General features: G+C 45.4%; 13 protein-coding genes. 3 read left to right on the top strand and 10 right to left on the bottom strand.

Going from position 1 to position 15,808, the window contains the following annotated elements; genetic code table 11:
- The first annotated feature begins 7 nt into the window (after positions 1-7).
- Entirely contained in the window at positions 8-781 is a 774-nt protein-coding gene (locus MHI25_RS09700) for a GHKL domain-containing protein (protein WP_076184251.1), read from the top strand.
- A 77-nt stretch (positions 782-858) separates the two neighbouring features.
- Here MHI25_RS09700 and MHI25_RS09695 read toward each other — a convergent pair whose 3' ends face one another.
- The 4 genes from MHI25_RS09695 to MHI25_RS09680 all read right to left on the bottom strand — a co-directional run bounded on the left by MHI25_RS09695 (position 859) and on the right by MHI25_RS09680 (position 8,006).
- Positions 859-2,940, bottom strand: coding sequence for a glycoside hydrolase family 36 protein (locus MHI25_RS09695; RefSeq protein ID WP_340012705.1), 2,082 nt, complete (start codon positions 2,938-2,940; stop codon positions 859-861).
- Between the two features lie 131 nt (positions 2,941-3,071).
- Positions 3,072-4,382 carry an extracellular solute-binding protein gene (locus MHI25_RS09690; protein ID WP_076124844.1) on the bottom strand — a complete coding sequence of 437 codons (1,311 nt, stop codon included), beginning with the start codon at positions 4,380-4,382 and terminating at the stop codon, positions 3,072-3,074.
- A 122-nt stretch (positions 4,383-4,504) separates the two neighbouring features.
- Positions 4,505-6,151 (bottom strand): response regulator, encoded by a 1,647-nt coding sequence (locus MHI25_RS09685; protein ID WP_076301319.1) that lies wholly within the window; start codon positions 6,149-6,151, stop codon positions 4,505-4,507.
- Positions 6,144-8,006, bottom strand: a complete 1,863-nt coding sequence (locus tag MHI25_RS09680; protein WP_340395669.1) for a sensor histidine kinase — start codon at positions 8,004-8,006, stop codon at positions 6,144-6,146. The genes MHI25_RS09685 and MHI25_RS09680 overlap by 8 nt, the downstream gene beginning before the upstream one ends.
- Before the next feature lie 197 nt (positions 8,007-8,203).
- Between MHI25_RS09680 and MHI25_RS09675 the strand changes: the two genes are divergently transcribed.
- Entirely contained in the window at positions 8,204-9,094 is an 891-nt protein-coding gene (locus MHI25_RS09675; RefSeq protein WP_036684044.1) for a sugar ABC transporter permease, read from the top strand.
- Entirely contained in the window at positions 9,094-9,927 is an 834-nt protein-coding gene (locus MHI25_RS09670) for a carbohydrate ABC transporter permease (RefSeq protein WP_036684045.1), read from the top strand. The genes MHI25_RS09675 and MHI25_RS09670 overlap by 1 nt, the downstream gene beginning before the upstream one ends.
- An 83-nt stretch (positions 9,928-10,010) precedes the next feature.
- Here MHI25_RS09670 and MHI25_RS09665 read toward each other — a convergent pair whose 3' ends face one another.
- The 6 genes from MHI25_RS09665 to MHI25_RS09640 all read right to left on the bottom strand — a co-directional run bounded on the left by MHI25_RS09665 (position 10,011) and on the right by MHI25_RS09640 (position 15,638).
- A complete protein-coding gene (locus MHI25_RS09665) occupies positions 10,011-10,136 on the bottom strand; it encodes a hypothetical protein (RefSeq protein ID WP_340395336.1) in 126 nt (41 codons plus the stop codon).
- A 682-nt stretch (positions 10,137-10,818) separates the two neighbouring features.
- Positions 10,819-11,871, bottom strand: coding sequence for a CapA family protein (locus tag MHI25_RS09660; RefSeq protein WP_340395335.1), 1,053 nt, complete (start codon positions 11,869-11,871; stop codon positions 10,819-10,821).
- An 84-nt stretch (positions 11,872-11,955) separates the two neighbouring features.
- Positions 11,956-12,615, bottom strand: coding sequence for a class I SAM-dependent methyltransferase (locus MHI25_RS09655; protein WP_076187130.1), 660 nt, complete (start codon positions 12,613-12,615; stop codon positions 11,956-11,958).
- 152 nt (positions 12,616-12,767) lie between these two features.
- Positions 12,768-13,790 (bottom strand): SDR family oxidoreductase, encoded by a 1,023-nt coding sequence (locus tag MHI25_RS09650; RefSeq protein ID WP_340395334.1) that lies wholly within the window; start codon positions 13,788-13,790, stop codon positions 12,768-12,770.
- A 35-nt stretch (positions 13,791-13,825) separates the two neighbouring features.
- Positions 13,826-14,674 (bottom strand): NAD(P)-dependent oxidoreductase, encoded by an 849-nt coding sequence (locus MHI25_RS09645; protein WP_076187126.1) that lies wholly within the window; start codon positions 14,672-14,674, stop codon positions 13,826-13,828.
- A gap of 31 nt (positions 14,675-14,705) precedes the next feature.
- Entirely contained in the window at positions 14,706-15,638 is a 933-nt protein-coding gene (locus tag MHI25_RS09640) for an aldo/keto reductase family protein (RefSeq protein WP_038569620.1), read from the bottom strand.
- Positions 15,639-15,808 lie beyond the last annotated feature (170 nt).

Below are 15,808 nucleotides of genomic sequence, written 5' to 3'. Positions count from 1 at the left end.
TCTATCAATGGTAATCATGATGTTGCTTATTCTGCTAATCAGAGAAACCATCCTTTTATTCGGTAAAATTAATGAAAATGCCAAACTGACTAAAGAAAATCTGCAATTACATAAACAGATGGATTATCAACACAACAGCTATGAAAAAACCGCACATTCCCTTACAAGCATCAAACAAGTTATCCATGATACGAACAAGCAATTGGTATATGTCCGGACTTGTATTCAGAAGAATGAGATTCAGGAATCTATCCATCATATTAATTCAATGCTCGGTCAAATTCATCAGCCTTCTCTAAAACTATCAACAGGTAATTTGGTAATTGATTCTTTAATTGGTAACGCGCTAAATATTGCTTGTGAACACAAAATTGCTATGAATTATGATATTCATATACACGCCGAAGCTATTGATATTGATCGGTTTGACTTATGTACCGTGATCGGGAACGTGCTGGATAATGCTCTAAACGCCGCTGCAAGAGTTCCCAAAAAAGAAGATAGATTTATTCTGCTGCTAATTTTCACTACTGATACTTCATTGTTTATCCAAGTCACCAACTCACGGAACGATTCTAGCACTATAGTACAGCATAATTTTAAAGAGAATCCCGCTTTTCACGGATTCGGCTTAACAAATATTCAAAGTGTCACCGAAAAATACGGAGGTCATCTGGTTACTAACGCTGAAAATAATGAATTCGAAACGATCATTGTACTGCCTTTTCTAAACATACTTTCAGCAGATACGCCAATCCTGACCGAATTAGAAAGGCAGTGAATAAACTATTTCCCTAGCAAGCTACAGCGACCGCTCCCCAAACATCAGATTGAAGGAGAGCAGGCCCGCCGCAAGCTTTACGAAGTAATCTCAAACAATCTCGCTGTTTTTCCTGGTGGGAGCGCCACCGTCAAAACCCCTGCCGATTTATCCCATTTCCAGGTTGAGCTATGCTGCTGAGGATAGGCACAGGCGATCGCTGGTTCAAGTCCCTTCAGCTCTACCATCGGCAATTGGACATTCGCAGCTTCTCCGGCAATCCGCCATACCGCGACATACCGTCGTTCGCCGCGCCGCAGGCCAAGGCTGACCCATTCGCCCTCACTGTCCGGCAGGCCGAGTGGCCAGAAGGGCGTGGCGTGTGGGATATCACTGCGAATGGTTTTGTAATAATCCAGCGCTTCTTTAACTAGACTTCTGCGGTGAGGTTCAAGCTCCGCCAAATGACCGCTCTGGTGTACACGAAGCAACAGCGCATTAACCATATTGAAGATGACTTCCTCATCGTCCCCCTCGCGCAGCGGATAAGACCAAACTGCGGACTGCTCCGGTGTCAGCGCTGCCGGAGAACCTGCGGCAATGGCCGCATACTGTACATAATCCTCCTGGTCGCTAGTAGACTGGATGCTGTGTCGGCTGAGCATCGCATAATCCATGCGCATTCCCCCGCTGGAACAGTTCTCGATTACAAGGTTCGGATAACGAACAAAGATGCTGTCCAACCAAGCCAGATAAGCGCGGTTATGCTGTAGCAGCCCATCTCCGAAGCTGTCCGCATCCGTTTCTGTCCCAATGCCTGCATTGATGTTGTAATCCATTTTAATGTATCCTACACCGTACTGCTCAACCAGACGCGCAATAACACCGTTTGCATGATCAATGACTTTCGGGTTGCGGTAATCTAGCTGATAGCGGCTACGGTCCTTAACCCTTTTACCATGCCGCATGAAAAACCAGCTGTCATCAGTCTCCGCAAGCTTCGGGCTGTTGATGCCCATAACCTCCAGCTCAAGCCATAGTCCGGGTATCATCCCTTTACTGCGGATATAGTCGAGCACATATTTAATCCCTTCCGGAAACCGTTCGCTGGAAGGCTCCCACTGGCCTACGCCATCCCACCACTCTCCGGGTGCATACCAGCCAGCATCAATACAGAAATATTCACAACCTACTTCTGCGGCAGCATCAATTAAAGGCAGTAGCTTCTCAGTCGTTGGGCTTCCCCATAGGCAATTCATATAGTCATTAAAAATAATCCGCAGCAGCTCATTATCCTCATTAGGTCTGCGGATCATCCGGCGATATACCGTAAGCTGTTCTGCCGCGCCCTGAAATCCTCCCCGCACTGCACCTACAGCTGCTGGTACTGAAGTAAACTCTTCACCGGGAGCTAGCTTCAGCCACCAATGGTTATCATGTTCTGTAGGTCCGCTGACCAGCAGGGTAAGCTGATCGTATTGATCCGTCAGCTCCCAATGCCAAGAGCCGTTATGCTCAATCTGCCAGAACAAGCTTGTCCCGCTCTCCTTATTATGCAAAACTGCCATCGGCAGAAGTTCCGCTGCTGACCAAGAGCCTGTATTGCTTGCGGCAATTCGTTTGGAGCCACGGTCTGCCAAATGATACATCCCAAGCTCAGGCAGGCGGTAGGTACGCCACTGAAGTTCACTCTGCCATCCGCTGTGAGCAAGGGTTACTTCAATCTTATCATTGCGCTCCCCGCCCCCCTCTTTGTCTACACCTGTAAGAGCAAAGGAGGAGATGTATTCCACTGCCACCTCAGCTTCTCCAGCATTTTTTAGCACTGTCCAGCTTCGAACGATTTGCACACCCTTGTAGAACTGAAAATGCTGCACTGCCTGGATTCCCGAAATCGGATCAGCCAAGCTAAACTCCAGTTTACGTCCGAGCACATTCACTGTATCGCTGTGCCCCGCATATACCATCCGAAGACCCGGATAGGATGCTCGGTGTGTACGCCCGTGATATTCGGCGCGGTCTTCACCCGATAATTGCAGCTCCAGCAGCCGGAAGCCTTGCTTGTTCTTATCCGCTATGACTACTTCCAAAGGTGCCGCTCCAAAATGCAATAGCCGAACATCCTGATCTTCCGTAACTTCAATCGTAAGATATAGTCCATTTTCAATGATTTCAATCATTTTGCTATTCACAATAATGTACCTCCTGACTTTGTCTCAGTATCTTCTTATGATTATATAACATATAAAAAAGGGACGGTTCTCCAGTAAGTGAATCTTACCTTGGAGCCCGCCCCCTGATCTGAACCTAGTTATTCTGCCGATCCGAATTGAATCCAAGCTTTTTGAATTTCATCGATGGCTTGATCCTTAGTTTTGCTGCCGCCGATGTAAGCCTGCATGAGCTCACCAAATTTTTGGTGGAAGGTATCCAGAGAATAGTTCACGGACAGGTCGCCGGATTTCTCTGTTTTGAGGATTTCTTCCATTTCTTTTGGCATTTGCAGGTCAGGCATTGGAGCATCCTTAATTGGAGGAATAACCTTAGCTACTGTAGAGAACCAGTTCTTACCGTATTCAGAAGTATACAGCCAGTTGAAGAATTCAATAGTCTCAGCAGCTACAGCAGAATCCTTATTGATACGGAGGGCTTGATCCGCACCAGTAATAATCTGGGACTGTTCAGCCTTGTCGCTGACTGGGTAACCCATAATACCCAGGTCGAAGTCCGGTGTAATTTTCTTAATGGCTTCTTCATCCCATGCGCCTTTACCCGTCATGAACGCTGTTTTGCCGGATGCAAAGTCGCTGACTTCAGCATTGCTGTCCCGTTCAAGCGGTTTGTCTGTGCCATGTTTAACAGTGGTATCAACGAAGCTGAAGAAGTTATTGTACAGCACCGGGTGATCCTTGATCGTGGTTTTTCCGGCAATAAAATCGTTTACTAATGTCTTAGCATCCGTACCCGCATCTTGGGCTGCCGCATCTACGAAGTGTTGGAAGATGTGTTTCCATACCCACCACTCTTTATAAGCGTTGGCAAAAGGAGTAATGCCTTTAGCTTCAAGCTTAGTAATCGCATCGTCCATTTGGGCTGTTGTCTTAGGAACTTCTGTAATCCCAGCATCAGCCAACAGTTTCTTATTGTACATCAGGACAAATAGATTTCCTTTTACCGGAAGACCGAGCACTTTACCGTCCGAAGAACTCATGTTAGAACGCACTGCATCGGTCATCGCCGCAGCCAGTGGCTCATTAGTTAGGTCAGCACTATACTCCGCAAAGGTATCAATATCTCCGCCCGCTGTGGTCTGGAATACGTCAGGTGTACTTCCCGCAGCAATCTTCGATTTGAGCACCGTATTGTAGTCAGCCTGCATAATCTCCAGATTAATCGTCACATTCGGTTTAACTTTCTTGTACTCGGCAATATAAGCGTTAAAAGCATCAGTGTACTCGGGTGATGCGGTGAACATATTAATCGTGACCGGCTTGCCAGAATCTGTGGCAGGAGTATTCCCTGTTCCGCTATTGTTAGCGGCATTGTTGTTTCCGCCGCAACCCGCCAGTAATCCGCCGACGAGCAGCAGACTCGCAGATAAAGCCATAAATCTTTTTAACATGATGTTGCCCCCTTTTCCTCATGCATCTAGTGGTCTTGAGACAATTCTAATGAAAAAGAAAAAGGATAAGAATGTACATAAGTGAACTTATTAGGGTAAAAAAGTGTGTTCATGTAACCGCTTCACTCCTCCCCGTTCAATAGCAGAACCCGATATTCAGAAGGTGAACAGTCATAATAATTACGGAACGCCTTGCTGAAATAATTTTTGTCCTTGTACCCCAACATCTCGGAAATGTCTTGGATTTTCAAATCGGGGGTGGATAGCAGCTCCTTTGCCTTGTCCATTCTTACCTTTTGTACATACTCATGTATGCCATAACCATATTGCCCTTTAAAAAGTTTCATCAAGTATTCTCTGCTCAGGAAATATTTATCCGTGAACATCGATATTTTAATATTCTCAAAATAGTGATTATCAATGTATGCTTTAATATTTTCCAGTACGCTGGGGCGATTGCCAGCAAGGCTTTTGCTGATTTCATTGCCATAGCAATCTAGAATTCCGCTCAGCACCCGCTCAAATTCGCCAAAGGAAGCAAAATCGCTTCCGATGCCTAGCCCACGCAATCCTTTATCTTTACCGCCGCGAATACGTTCGGGGATCGCATCCAGCTCCGTGGCAATATCGTTCAGCAAAATAATAAACTCCTCTATCTGCCGGTCAGCCTCGCCCAGATTAAAACGTCCGGAAGCCTCCCATTTCTTCGTGAATTCGCTTAAAATACTTTTGGCATGATTGATGTTCCCGCTCTCCAGTGCGTTGCGAATCAAGGGCATACGTCCCGTCAAGGAAGGATTATCTTTCCCCTGGGAAGTATCGTTGCTGCTATTTGTGACAATCGCTCCCTTCAGCGTCAGGAGGTCAATCCCGTCGAGAGAGGCTTTGGCAGTCTCATAGGATTGAGCAAGCGCCATGATGTCACCATAGGGCTGTCCGATTCCTCCGGCAACAACAATTCCGAACAGCTCTTTCAGCGTCGAGACTAACTTCTTCATATGATGTAAAGAGCGGAAAGTTGCGTCCTCCTCATAGCCGCCTTTCATCGTGAAGATGGCGATAAACTCGCGTTCTCCCTTATGGCTGGCGAAGCTGAAAGCCTGAAAATGCTCATCGCTATTCTCATTAATCACATTTGTGACGGCAAAATGCAGCAAATCCCGGTCCTCATGGAAGCGATTACGACGCACTTGTTCCAAATTGAGCACCCGCAGTACACCCGCAGCAAAATAGTTTCCGGTCGTATCGGCGCCGATCAACGGCAGAAAAGCCTCGTTGGACTGATTTTTGAAGCTGCGCTCAATGATCGACAGATAGATTTTCTCCTTTAGCTTCGGCAGAGACATGTTGAGCGTAATGTTCCTGTTGATGAACTCGCTTTCTTTCTTGCGTTTAGCCTCCAGCACATCGATAGCTTTACGTAAGGCCGCATTCAAATCCCCCCGGTTGACCGGCTTTAATAAATAATCAACTACCTTAGAACGGATAGCCTGGCGGGTATATTCAAAATCATTGTAGCCGCTGATTACAATCGTCAGCAGTTCCGGGAACTCCTTCTCCACGATCTGCAGCAGCTCACTTCCGTTCAGCTCCGGCATCTTCATGTCGACCAATACGAGATCGATCTTTTGCTCACGCAGCATGGCTAGCCCCATACTTCCATCCGTAGCCTCCAGTACCTGATCGACACCTAGTCCTTTCCAGTCTCCCAGGATGTTGATCGCCTCACGCAACGGTTCCTCATCATCTATAATCAGTACTTTATACATGGTTAATCCCTCCCCGCGGTAACCGCATGTCCATCTTTGTTCCGCCAGCATCACTGGTAATGGCCAAACCCGCAGCCTCACCATACAAAAGCTTCAGCCGCGTGTTCAAATTTTTCAGTCCAATGCTTTCCGTGTCACTTTCTACAGCGTCTTCTCCGCCCTGATCCTCCCACTGGATTTGAAGAGAATTTCTCACTTGCTCCAGCCGCTCCCCGCTAAACCCCGGTCCATCATCCGTCACTGAAATAACAGTATGGCTAGGCGTCACATGCGCTTCAATGGTAATTGTGATCGTTGTGGATACTTTTTCCAGCGCATGCTTGATGCAGTTTTCTACCAAGGTCTGAATGGACAGCTTCGGAATCTCCAGCTCCAGCAAAGGGTCTTCCCACTGGTAGGCCACCTGCATTCTATTTCCGAAACGGGCCTTCTGCAGCGCTAAATAACGTTCAATATGCTTTAATTCCTCTCTGGCATGGACCACATCTTTGCCACTAATGCAGTATCTCAGCGTCATAGCAAGATTATCGACCATATCAACAATATCATCATTGTTGTTTTTCAGCGCCTTGGTGGAAATGGCTTGCAGGGCATTATATAAGAAATGCGGATTGATCTCAGCTTCCAGTGCTTTGAGTACAGCATTTTTCTCGACAATTTTCATTTTGTACCGTTCATTGATCAGCTCATTCGTCTTTTCCACCATCTTATTGAAGTGGCGAGACAGATAGGCAATTTCATCCTTTCCTTCAACCTGTGCTTCAGCGTCAAAGCTGCCTGTACTGAACCGCTTCATCTGCAGCGACAGATTCTTTAGCGGGCTCGTTATTTTGTTCGAAATAAAGCTGACCAAGATGACCGAAACGATTAAAAATAACAGTCCTATGAAATAGTTCAATTTGCGTGTTGTTGTGGCCGCTTCATAAATTTCTTTGTAGGGAATCGGCTTAATCAGCTTCCAGCCTTCTTTTTTGCTGATGTCATAAATCACTAGATACTTCTCTTCTTTATCCGACCACGTCACGCGTCCTCCTGAGGCTGGTGTCAGCTCCTTAAGCAGTCCCGCTTGTTCACTCTGTTGATAAAACCCGGGGTCATCCACCACAAAAGGTTCATTATCGGGACTGACGTACATTAGGTGCTGCCCTTTACTGAAGGGAATATCCTTCATAATCTCGTCCGTAACCGAGGAGTTGAAATAAAGGGAGAGCACCGCCTGCGGTTCCCTGGAGACTATAGAGCGCAGCAATCGATGGTAGCCCATGAAGCTTTTATCCTTATTTATAGGGTAGTCGGAGCTATTGATCATCGAGGTTTGGTTTTTTACAAAAGACTGGTAAGAACGGTTAAACGGGCTGGCCAGCGCTTTTTTATACCAGGAAAGATTCTCAATCGACGGATGCTCGGCGACCCGCACGGTAATATTGTAGTTCTCTTTGGTGACATAATAATACTTGTGCTCCTTGATGACATACAGGTAGATAGCTTCCAGATCATTGCGGGAGAAGTACAGGTTCTTCAAGTAGTCCTCCACATACATCTTCGAGGCATAATCCTCCGATTCATGCAAAATCGCATAGGTGATCTCGTCATACGATATTTGCGGCAGGGATAATTGCTCGATGCCGTCCAAATAACTCTCCAGATTCCGGCCGACAAGCAACAGATTGTTGCTCGTACTGGCGATGCTGTTATCCACCGATTCTTTTCGCAGCATGCCGTATGAAATGAATGTCAGTGAGGTCACCACCAAAACAATGATGATTGTAAACAGCAAAATAAGCTTGTTCGCCAACCTGCGTGAGACAAGCTCCAGCACGGGTTCAAACCGCTTTATGATCCACTTTTTAATAATGACCGGCAACCTCCTCCACGATTTACAGGCTTAATTATAAATATTTCAGTTCACCTTTTTACCCCTAACTGTACTCTTAAATCCATTTTTGAGTATAGGGTACTGCTCTATAATACACAATATAGACTAACCGGAATGGTTATGTGTGGCAAGCCTAGTCGATATTACCACCCAACAAATCAAGAAGAGGTGCATCCATGTTAAAATCACTCGGCAAAAGATGGCGCGAGAAAACAGAATTCGGATTATTCACTCTCCCAGTCCTCATCTGTATCGCTGTAGCATTCTACATTCCGTTTGCCATGACTATCCGCTATTCGATGACCAAATGGAACGGAATTTCGAAACACCCTAAGTTTGTCGGACTTGATAATTTCAAACAAATCTTTATGGGCGACACCAACTTCGCCAATTCAGCCTGGTTCACCATAAAGTATGCGATTCTGTACATCGTTCTCGTTAACGTGCTGGCCATTCTGCTCGCACTGGTTCTGGACATGAAGCTGAAGAGCACACCTTGGCTGAGAGCCGCTTTCTTTATTCCTTATATCCTCAGTCTTGTCATTGTCGGTTTTATCTGGAAATTTATTTTTATGCAAGGTTTCAACTCACTCGGAGAAAGTACAGGCTGGTCCATATTTGGTCTAAGCTGGCTAGGGACGCCGGGACTTGCTTTCGTCTCCATACTGGCCGTCTCCATCTGGCAGTCGATTGGTTTTTATCTGGTCATTTATATTGCTGGTCTGCAATCTGTACCTGAGGATCTCAAAGAAGCAGCCACAGTTGACGGCGCTGGGCCCATGAGAAAATTCTTCAGTATTACACTGCCACTGCTCGCTCCATCCATTACGATTTCTGTGTTCATGGCACTGACCAATTCGATCAAGGTGTTCGATGTCATCTTGTCATTAACCGGGGGTGGACCTGGCGGAACTACCTACAGTATCGCTTACGATATCTACCGGGATACCTTCCAGAACAATCTGTATGGATACGGTACAGCGAAAGCGCTTATCCTGTTCCTAGCCGTCTTGGTGGTAACCATTCTCCAGTTAGCATTCTTCAAACGAAGAGAGGTTGAGGCATAATGAATACAAACCGCAAAGCAGGCCGAATTATTCTAGAGGTTGTTATGGTCATCCTCTCTCTTCTGTTTCTATATCCGCTATTTCTGACGATTATCAACTCGTTAAAAAGCTTTAGCGAAGTCATGACGGATGTCATCGCCCTGCCGAAACATCTGGTCTTCGGCAACTATTCCTACGTGTGGAAGTTTATCAACTATCCGAAGCTGTTCCTGAACAACTTTGTCATTACCGGTGTAGGTCTTCTGGGTATTGTGTTCATTTCATCCATAGCAGCCTACAAGCTGGCACGGACGAAATCCAGACTGAGCGGGGTTATTTATTTCCTCTGCATTATGCCGATGCTGATTCCGTTCCAATCGATCATGCTGACCGTTCTGCAAACGGCTAAGACTTTAAATCTCTCTGAGAGTACTTGGGGACTTGGGTTGTTATATTGGGGTTTCGGTGCTCCACTCGCAGTGTTTATCTACCATGGATTCGTCAAGGGTATTCCGGTTGAAATTGATGAGAGTGCCACGATTGATGGAGCATCCGGCTTCCGCCTGTTCTTCAGTGTCATCTTCCCACTCCTGAAATCAGTCACAACAACCATTGTCATTATCGACGTAATGTGGATCTGGAATGACTTCCTGCTCCCGCTGCTCATGGTCAACGGCTCCCCAGATACCAAAACGCTGACACTGGCTGCCTACACCTTCGTGGGCCAATATACCTCAGATTGGCAATATGCGATGACAGCTATGGTCATGGCGGTGCTGCCATCAATCGTGGTATTCATCTTCTTGCAAAAGTATATCGTTAAGGGTGTTGTTGCGGGGGCGGTGAAGGGCTGATTATCTGATTCCCAACCTTAGCTTCTGCATAAAAAGGGGGAGATCCATATGGATCTCCCCCTTTTTGCAAACGTTCCAATACTCTACATACTGCTGCAGTCAGCTTTTGATGCAGACGCTCCAATACTCTGCATACTGCTACGGTCTGCTTTTGATGCAGACGTTCCAATACTCTGCATACTGCTGCGGTCTGCTTTTGATGCAGACATTCCAATACTAACTAGTAGTTTAACTGTATTTTGTACAACTATAACTCTGCAACTCGCTCGGCCGATGGATATAGCTGTATTTCGTACAACTATTCTGTTGATATATTGCCCTCTAGGTCGATTCTCTAGTTTTTAGTTGTATAGAATACACTTAAAAGCAGAATGGTCCGTTTTATATATAAAATAGGTGTATAGAATACAGTTATTTCACAAACACACCGGTGGTACTTCATGCAACTCCATACGGACTCCATAATTACTCTCTGCATACTGCTCCGGTCAGCTTTTTACATAGACGTTCCAATACCAACTAGTAGTTTAACTGTATTTTGTACAACTATAACTCTGCAACTCACTCGGCCGATGGATATAACTGTATTTCGTGCAACTATTCTGTTGATTTATTGCCCTCTAGGTCGATTCTCTAGTTTTTAGTTGTATAGAATACACTTAAAAGCAGTATGGTCCGTTTTACATATAAAATAGGTGTATAGAATACAGTTATTTCACAAACACAACGGTGATACTTTATAGGCACTCCATAGGTACTCCATACGCCACATCATACGTACATCATACGTACTTCATCCCACCCCATACGGACTCCACAGTTACTCCACACATTTCGTATTCAAACGAGATCGAGCGCGATCCATGAATAGCTAATCAGAGTTTGTATTTATTAAAGCTGCTTTTCCGTGACCCTGCCATTAGCGTCTATGTTGGCATTAAAAGATAGGGTGTTCAGGAGCTTAATCGTTTTCTTATTGTAGGAATCATCCATAAAATTGGGCTGTCCGCCAATGATTTTGACAGGGGTAATCTTGCTGGTCATCTTGGAGTCCTTAATCTCAACGTTCAATAGCATAGAATTAAGTGTTTTTTCCCCACCACGTGTGGAGCGATTAAACACAAAATTCCCAAGTGAATAATAAATGGGCTTGTGCTTATAGTATTCGATGCCCATAAGGCAGTGACTGTGAGCGCCAAGGATTAAATCCGCCCCGCTATCAATCATCTGTTTAGCTAGTGTGCGAGCGTACTTTTCAGGGAAATCCTTAAACTCTTCATTCCAGTGAATATATACGATCGTGTAATCATTCTCCTTGGACATCTTCTGAATGGCGCTAAGCATAGGCTGCGAGGTGTAAGCTGAAGCGGCTCCCGGTTTGTTTTTGCCGGCATACCATGAAGGATTTGAAAGCACACGGCTAACACCAAGGATGGCGATCTTTTTCCCTTTTACCGTCTTAGTATAAGGCTTGAACGCTTCGTCTTCATCTTTGCCAGCGCCTGTATGGCCAATCTTGTTTCGATCCAAATGGATCAGCGTGTCGAGCATAGCGTCTTTTCCATAATCCAAAATATGATTATTCGCCAAGGACACTCCATCAATCCCTGCATAGGTTAAGCCGCCCAACGTTGCTGGTTTGGATCTGAAGGCAAAGGTTTTCTCTGCCGCTTTCCCTCGGATAGACACAGGCGTCTCCAGATTGGCGAAGGCGATGTCAGCCTTTTGCAGCGTAGGTGCGACCTTTACAAACGGAAAGTTCACCCCATATTTAGCAATCTGATCGCCAACAAAACCGTCCAAAAGGATATCACCCGCAAAAGCAAGCTTTATAGGATCTGAAGATAGTGAAGCTGCACTGGAAGCAGATGTCACAGGAACTATTAGTGATAACATAAGTGTAATGAGTGCTATTCTACGCAAAACCTTCGATCCTAATCTCAAAAAATACAGCCTCCTCTCATCTTTTGTTAGCTATGATCCTAGCATACTGGAAAGAGGTTACTAAATTAAGAGTAGAAAGACCTGTTATTCCTTTGCTTTTTTCAGAACGGCTCTAAAACAATTTAATCCACCCCATGCATCCGTATGCACAGCATCCGCAGGCAATTCAAAATCTGTCTCCCCCCAATACTGAAATCCAGTTTGTAGCAGCAGGTCATTCATAAGACTCAGATTTACCGTTGGATAATCAAATGTCAATACCAATAATCCTTCTTCGTTCAACGTCCGGTGAAATTCCCGTAAAGTACCGACCGTATCCTCAAAGCTCAAATGCTCCAATACCGATATGCAAAAAACAGTGTCAAAGCTTTCATCCTCATAAGGCAGATCCGTCAGATTAGCTTGAGCGAAATGCAGGTTGTTTGTTCTTCTAGCGATAACCTGCTTCGCCGCTTTTTCCCCAATCTCACTCTCAATACATTCTTGGATAGCTTTTGGGTAAATAACCCTACTGTCCATATCGCAGGCATAGACCTCTGCACAAACCCCTGCCAAATAAAACTTCAAGGGATGAGGAATCCCACAGGCTGCATCCAGCACAACACCATGCGGAGAAATAAAGTTAATACACCACTCATATTCAAAGGGACGGCTCCACCATGATTCCGGCAGATCATAAATTAACTTCTCACGACGTGCATCTGAATTTACGAAAAAACGCGAGACAAAGGGATGGGTTGGCATGGCCAGGACTCCTTTTTCAACGGAATTTTAGGTAGTGAGAGTATATTCATGATTTGCTGATTCATTCCATAACCTTACATTGAACGAGACAAACCCAAAAAAACGGCTGCTCCCTTAGGAACAGACCGTCTTTAAATATAACTGTATAAACCTTATGCGTAGAATGAAAGAGGTTTGGCCTCAATTCCATGTCTCTCGATCAACCTATCAAGTAACGCAGACCATTCCGCATCGACCGTACATTGCTCAGGATGAGCCTCGAACCAAGCAACCGACTGCTTGATCCCTTCGGAGAAAGGCACAGTAGCCTGGAAGTCAGGCACGAAACGTTTGATTTTGCTATTATCAAAAACACTGCTTACCGCTTGATCACCGATCAAGCCATCCGCTGTCCCTGGAGGGGAAAAGGCTGTGATAAAGTCTGTGGAGATATGCACCACTTTAGGTTCCACACCTGCCGCTTGTCCGATGGCCGCATAGATCTGGTTCCAATTTAATACCTCGTCGGAAGTTATATGAATGGCCTCGCCTATCGCTTCCGGATGTCCAAGCAATCCAACGAAACCTTTGGCAAAATCCGAATTATGTGTCAGTGTCCACAAAGAGGTTCCATCTCCATGTATGACTAAAGGTAAGCCGCGGCGGATACGATCGATCAGTGACCAAGGATGCTGGCCACTTGTGAGTGCCGCAGGGATGGCTGTATTTCCATAGGTATGGGAAGGACGAACAATCGTAACCGGGAATCCGTTCGCCTTGTAAGCTTCCATCAACAGCTGCTCACACGCAATTTTATTCCTCGAATACTCCCAATAAGGATTCTCCAGCGGTGTCTCTTCTGTGATTACATAATTACGCTGCGGTTTCTGATAAGCAGAGGCTGAGCTGATAAAAATGTACTGCTTCGTTTTACCTGTGAACAGGTCAATGTCTGCCTGCACATGTTCCGGTGTAAAAGCAATCCAGTCTACCACTACATCAAATTCGTAATCTCGTAATACTAATGCGGCTTCTGCCGGATTACGAATGTCTCCTTTAATTACTTTTGCACCTTCTGGAACGAATTCATCCCGCTGTCCTCTGTTGAACAAATACAGCTCGATTCCTTGATCTACAGCCAACGGGGATACAGCCTGACTAATTAATCCCGTACCTCCGATAAATAAGACCTTCATTTTGCACGCTCCTTATAGTGAATCCGGCTCGTTATTTACTGGTTAACAAAATCTCGCCATACGTGCTTCGGCTGCCAATTTAGCAGCTTTTTGGCCTTCTCATTACTGAGTAGCGACTCGTGACCCTCCAGCGGCTGGCGGAAATCCGTCACCTCTGGATAACGTGCGGCCATTAGCTCTCTGCTAGGAACAGCCATGCTGGTCTCATCTGCACATATATTAAGAGCAACCGCTCCTAATCCATCCGTTTCGATTGCCAATTGGCAAGCTGTTGCTACATCCCGTGTATCTATATAACTCCATAGAATCCGATCGCGCTGCGCTGGATCATGAATGAAGGAAGGGAAACGTTCATACGCCGATGGATCAATAACATTTCCGATTCGTAGGGAAACGACCTGTATACCCTTTCTGCGATAGAACATCTCAGCGGTTTGCTCATTCACAACCTTAGACAGACCGTAGCTGTCTTCAGGTAACTGTGGATGCTCCTCATCCATAGGCACATACTTCGGCCCCAAAGGATTAACCGCAAAACAGATTCCGTAAGAGGATTCACTGGAAGCAATCACTGCTTTCCGAATCCCGAGACCCGCTGCAGCCTCCAAAATGTTATAGGTAGATACTACATTATTTTGAAAGGTAACCTCACTTGTCTTTATATTTGCAGCTGGGATCGCAGCCAAATGTACAACTGCATCAGCGCCTGCAAGCACACCATATACTTCACCCAAATTATTCAAATCAGCAATCATCGTTGGGCACAAAGAATCTGCGGATTTTTGCGTATCTACATTCACAACCTCATACCCTTGCTCTACAAAATGCCGGACCACCCATCTGCCCAACATCCCACTGCCGCCTGTAACAACTACTTTCGCCATGAGTGTGTCTCCTTTTTTATGAAGCTAACAACTACTCCAGAATCTCCTCAATCTGCTTCAAAATCTCTTCCGAAAGCTCAATACCTGAAGCCTTAACATTCTCTTCGACCTGCTGCGGACGGCTGGCACCCACCAGCGCACTAGCTACATTAGGTTGACGCAAAATCCAAGCCAAAGCCAAATTCCCAACAGAAATATTCAGTTCCGTGGCGATCCCACTCAATTGGCGGACTTTTTCAATCTTTTCTTCTGTAATCGAATCTTTTAATCGATCCAGCTTAGCAGCACGGCTATCCTCAGGGATGTCCGTGTTATACTTTCCAGTTAACAGCCCTTGAGCCAGTGGAGAAAATACCACCTGTCCAATCCCACGGCGCTCGCCGAGCGGAATAATCTCTTTCTCAATATAACGGTTAAACATATTATAAATCGGCTGATTAACAACAATATGATCTAGCAAATAGCGGTCTGCTACAGCTAACGCATCGGTCATTTGCGCCGCCGTCCACTCACTAACACCGACATAATATACCTTGCCTTGCCGAACCAGATCATCTAGCGCACGTAAGGTCTCTTCAATTGGAGTTTCCGGATCAAAACGGTGGCAATACATAATATCCACGTATTCTACTCCGAGACGTTTCAAGCTAGCATGACACTGTTCCGTGATATGTTTGCGGGATAGTCCACGGTCGTTAGGCCCCGAGCCCATTTCCCCGTATACTTTAGTAGCTAATACATAGGACTCACGAGAGTAGTTACGTAAAGTCTCACCTAGTACTTTCTCGGCAGCACCCTTTTCATAAACATTTGCAGTATCAAAAAAATTTACGCCTAAGTCGTAAGCGGTTTCAATGGCATTAACAGCATTATCTCTTTCCACATAGCCTCCGTATGTCAGCCAGCTTCCCAAACTAATCTCACTGACTTTTAAACCGGTTCCACCTAATCTGCGATATTTCATAATAACTGCTCCTCTCCATAGTTCCGTGTTTGATTTTGGCAGGTTGCTTAGCACTCATATTCATTCTAGAATAGTTTGTATATAATAGAAAGAAGTGAAAATTAGTTTATTATATGATCTCTAGTGTAGTTACTATACTAGAGTATAGTAGCTTCACAAACAGGAGGAGA

This window comes from Paenibacillus sp. FSL E2-0177, from assembly GCF_037992975.1.
GTDB classification, from domain to species: Bacteria; Bacillota; Bacilli; order Paenibacillales; family Paenibacillaceae; genus Paenibacillus_AQ; species Paenibacillus_AQ odorifer.
This window is presented reverse-complemented; position numbering and strand designations above follow the sequence as displayed.

Excerpts from the sequence above, each read along its gene's own strand:
- MHI25_RS09700 (WP_076184251.1), top strand. The coding sequence starts at position 8 with ATGGTAATCATGATGTTGCTTATTCTGCTAATCAGAGAAACCATCCTT.
- MHI25_RS09695 (WP_340012705.1), bottom strand. The coding sequence starts at position 2,940 with ATGATTGAAATCATTGAAAATGGACTATATCTTACGATTGAAGTTACG.
- MHI25_RS09690 (WP_076124844.1), bottom strand. The coding sequence starts at position 4,382 with ATGTTAAAAAGATTTATGGCTTTATCTGCGAGTCTGCTGCTCGTCGGC.
- MHI25_RS09685 (WP_076301319.1), bottom strand. The coding sequence starts at position 6,151 with ATGTATAAAGTACTGATTATAGATGATGAGGAACCGTTGCGTGAGGCG.
- MHI25_RS09675 (WP_036684044.1), top strand. The coding sequence starts at position 8,204 with ATGTTAAAATCACTCGGCAAAAGATGGCGCGAGAAAACAGAATTCGGA.
- MHI25_RS09670 (WP_036684045.1), top strand. The coding sequence starts at position 9,094 with ATGAATACAAACCGCAAAGCAGGCCGAATTATTCTAGAGGTTGTTATG.
- MHI25_RS09665 (WP_340395336.1), bottom strand. The coding sequence starts at position 10,136 with ATGTCTGCATCAAAAGCAGACCGCAGCAGTATGCAGAGTATTGGAACG.
- MHI25_RS09655 (WP_076187130.1), bottom strand. The coding sequence starts at position 12,615 with ATGCCAACCCATCCCTTTGTCTCGCGTTTTTTCGTAAATTCAGATGCA.
- MHI25_RS09650 (WP_340395334.1), bottom strand. The coding sequence starts at position 13,790 with ATGAAGGTCTTATTTATCGGAGGTACGGGATTAATTAGTCAGGCTGTA.
- MHI25_RS09645 (WP_076187126.1), bottom strand. The coding sequence starts at position 14,674 with ATGGCGAAAGTAGTTGTTACAGGCGGCAGTGGGATGTTGGGCAGATGG.
- MHI25_RS09640 (WP_038569620.1), bottom strand. The coding sequence starts at position 15,638 with ATGAAATATCGCAGATTAGGTGGAACCGGTTTAAAAGTCAGTGAGATT.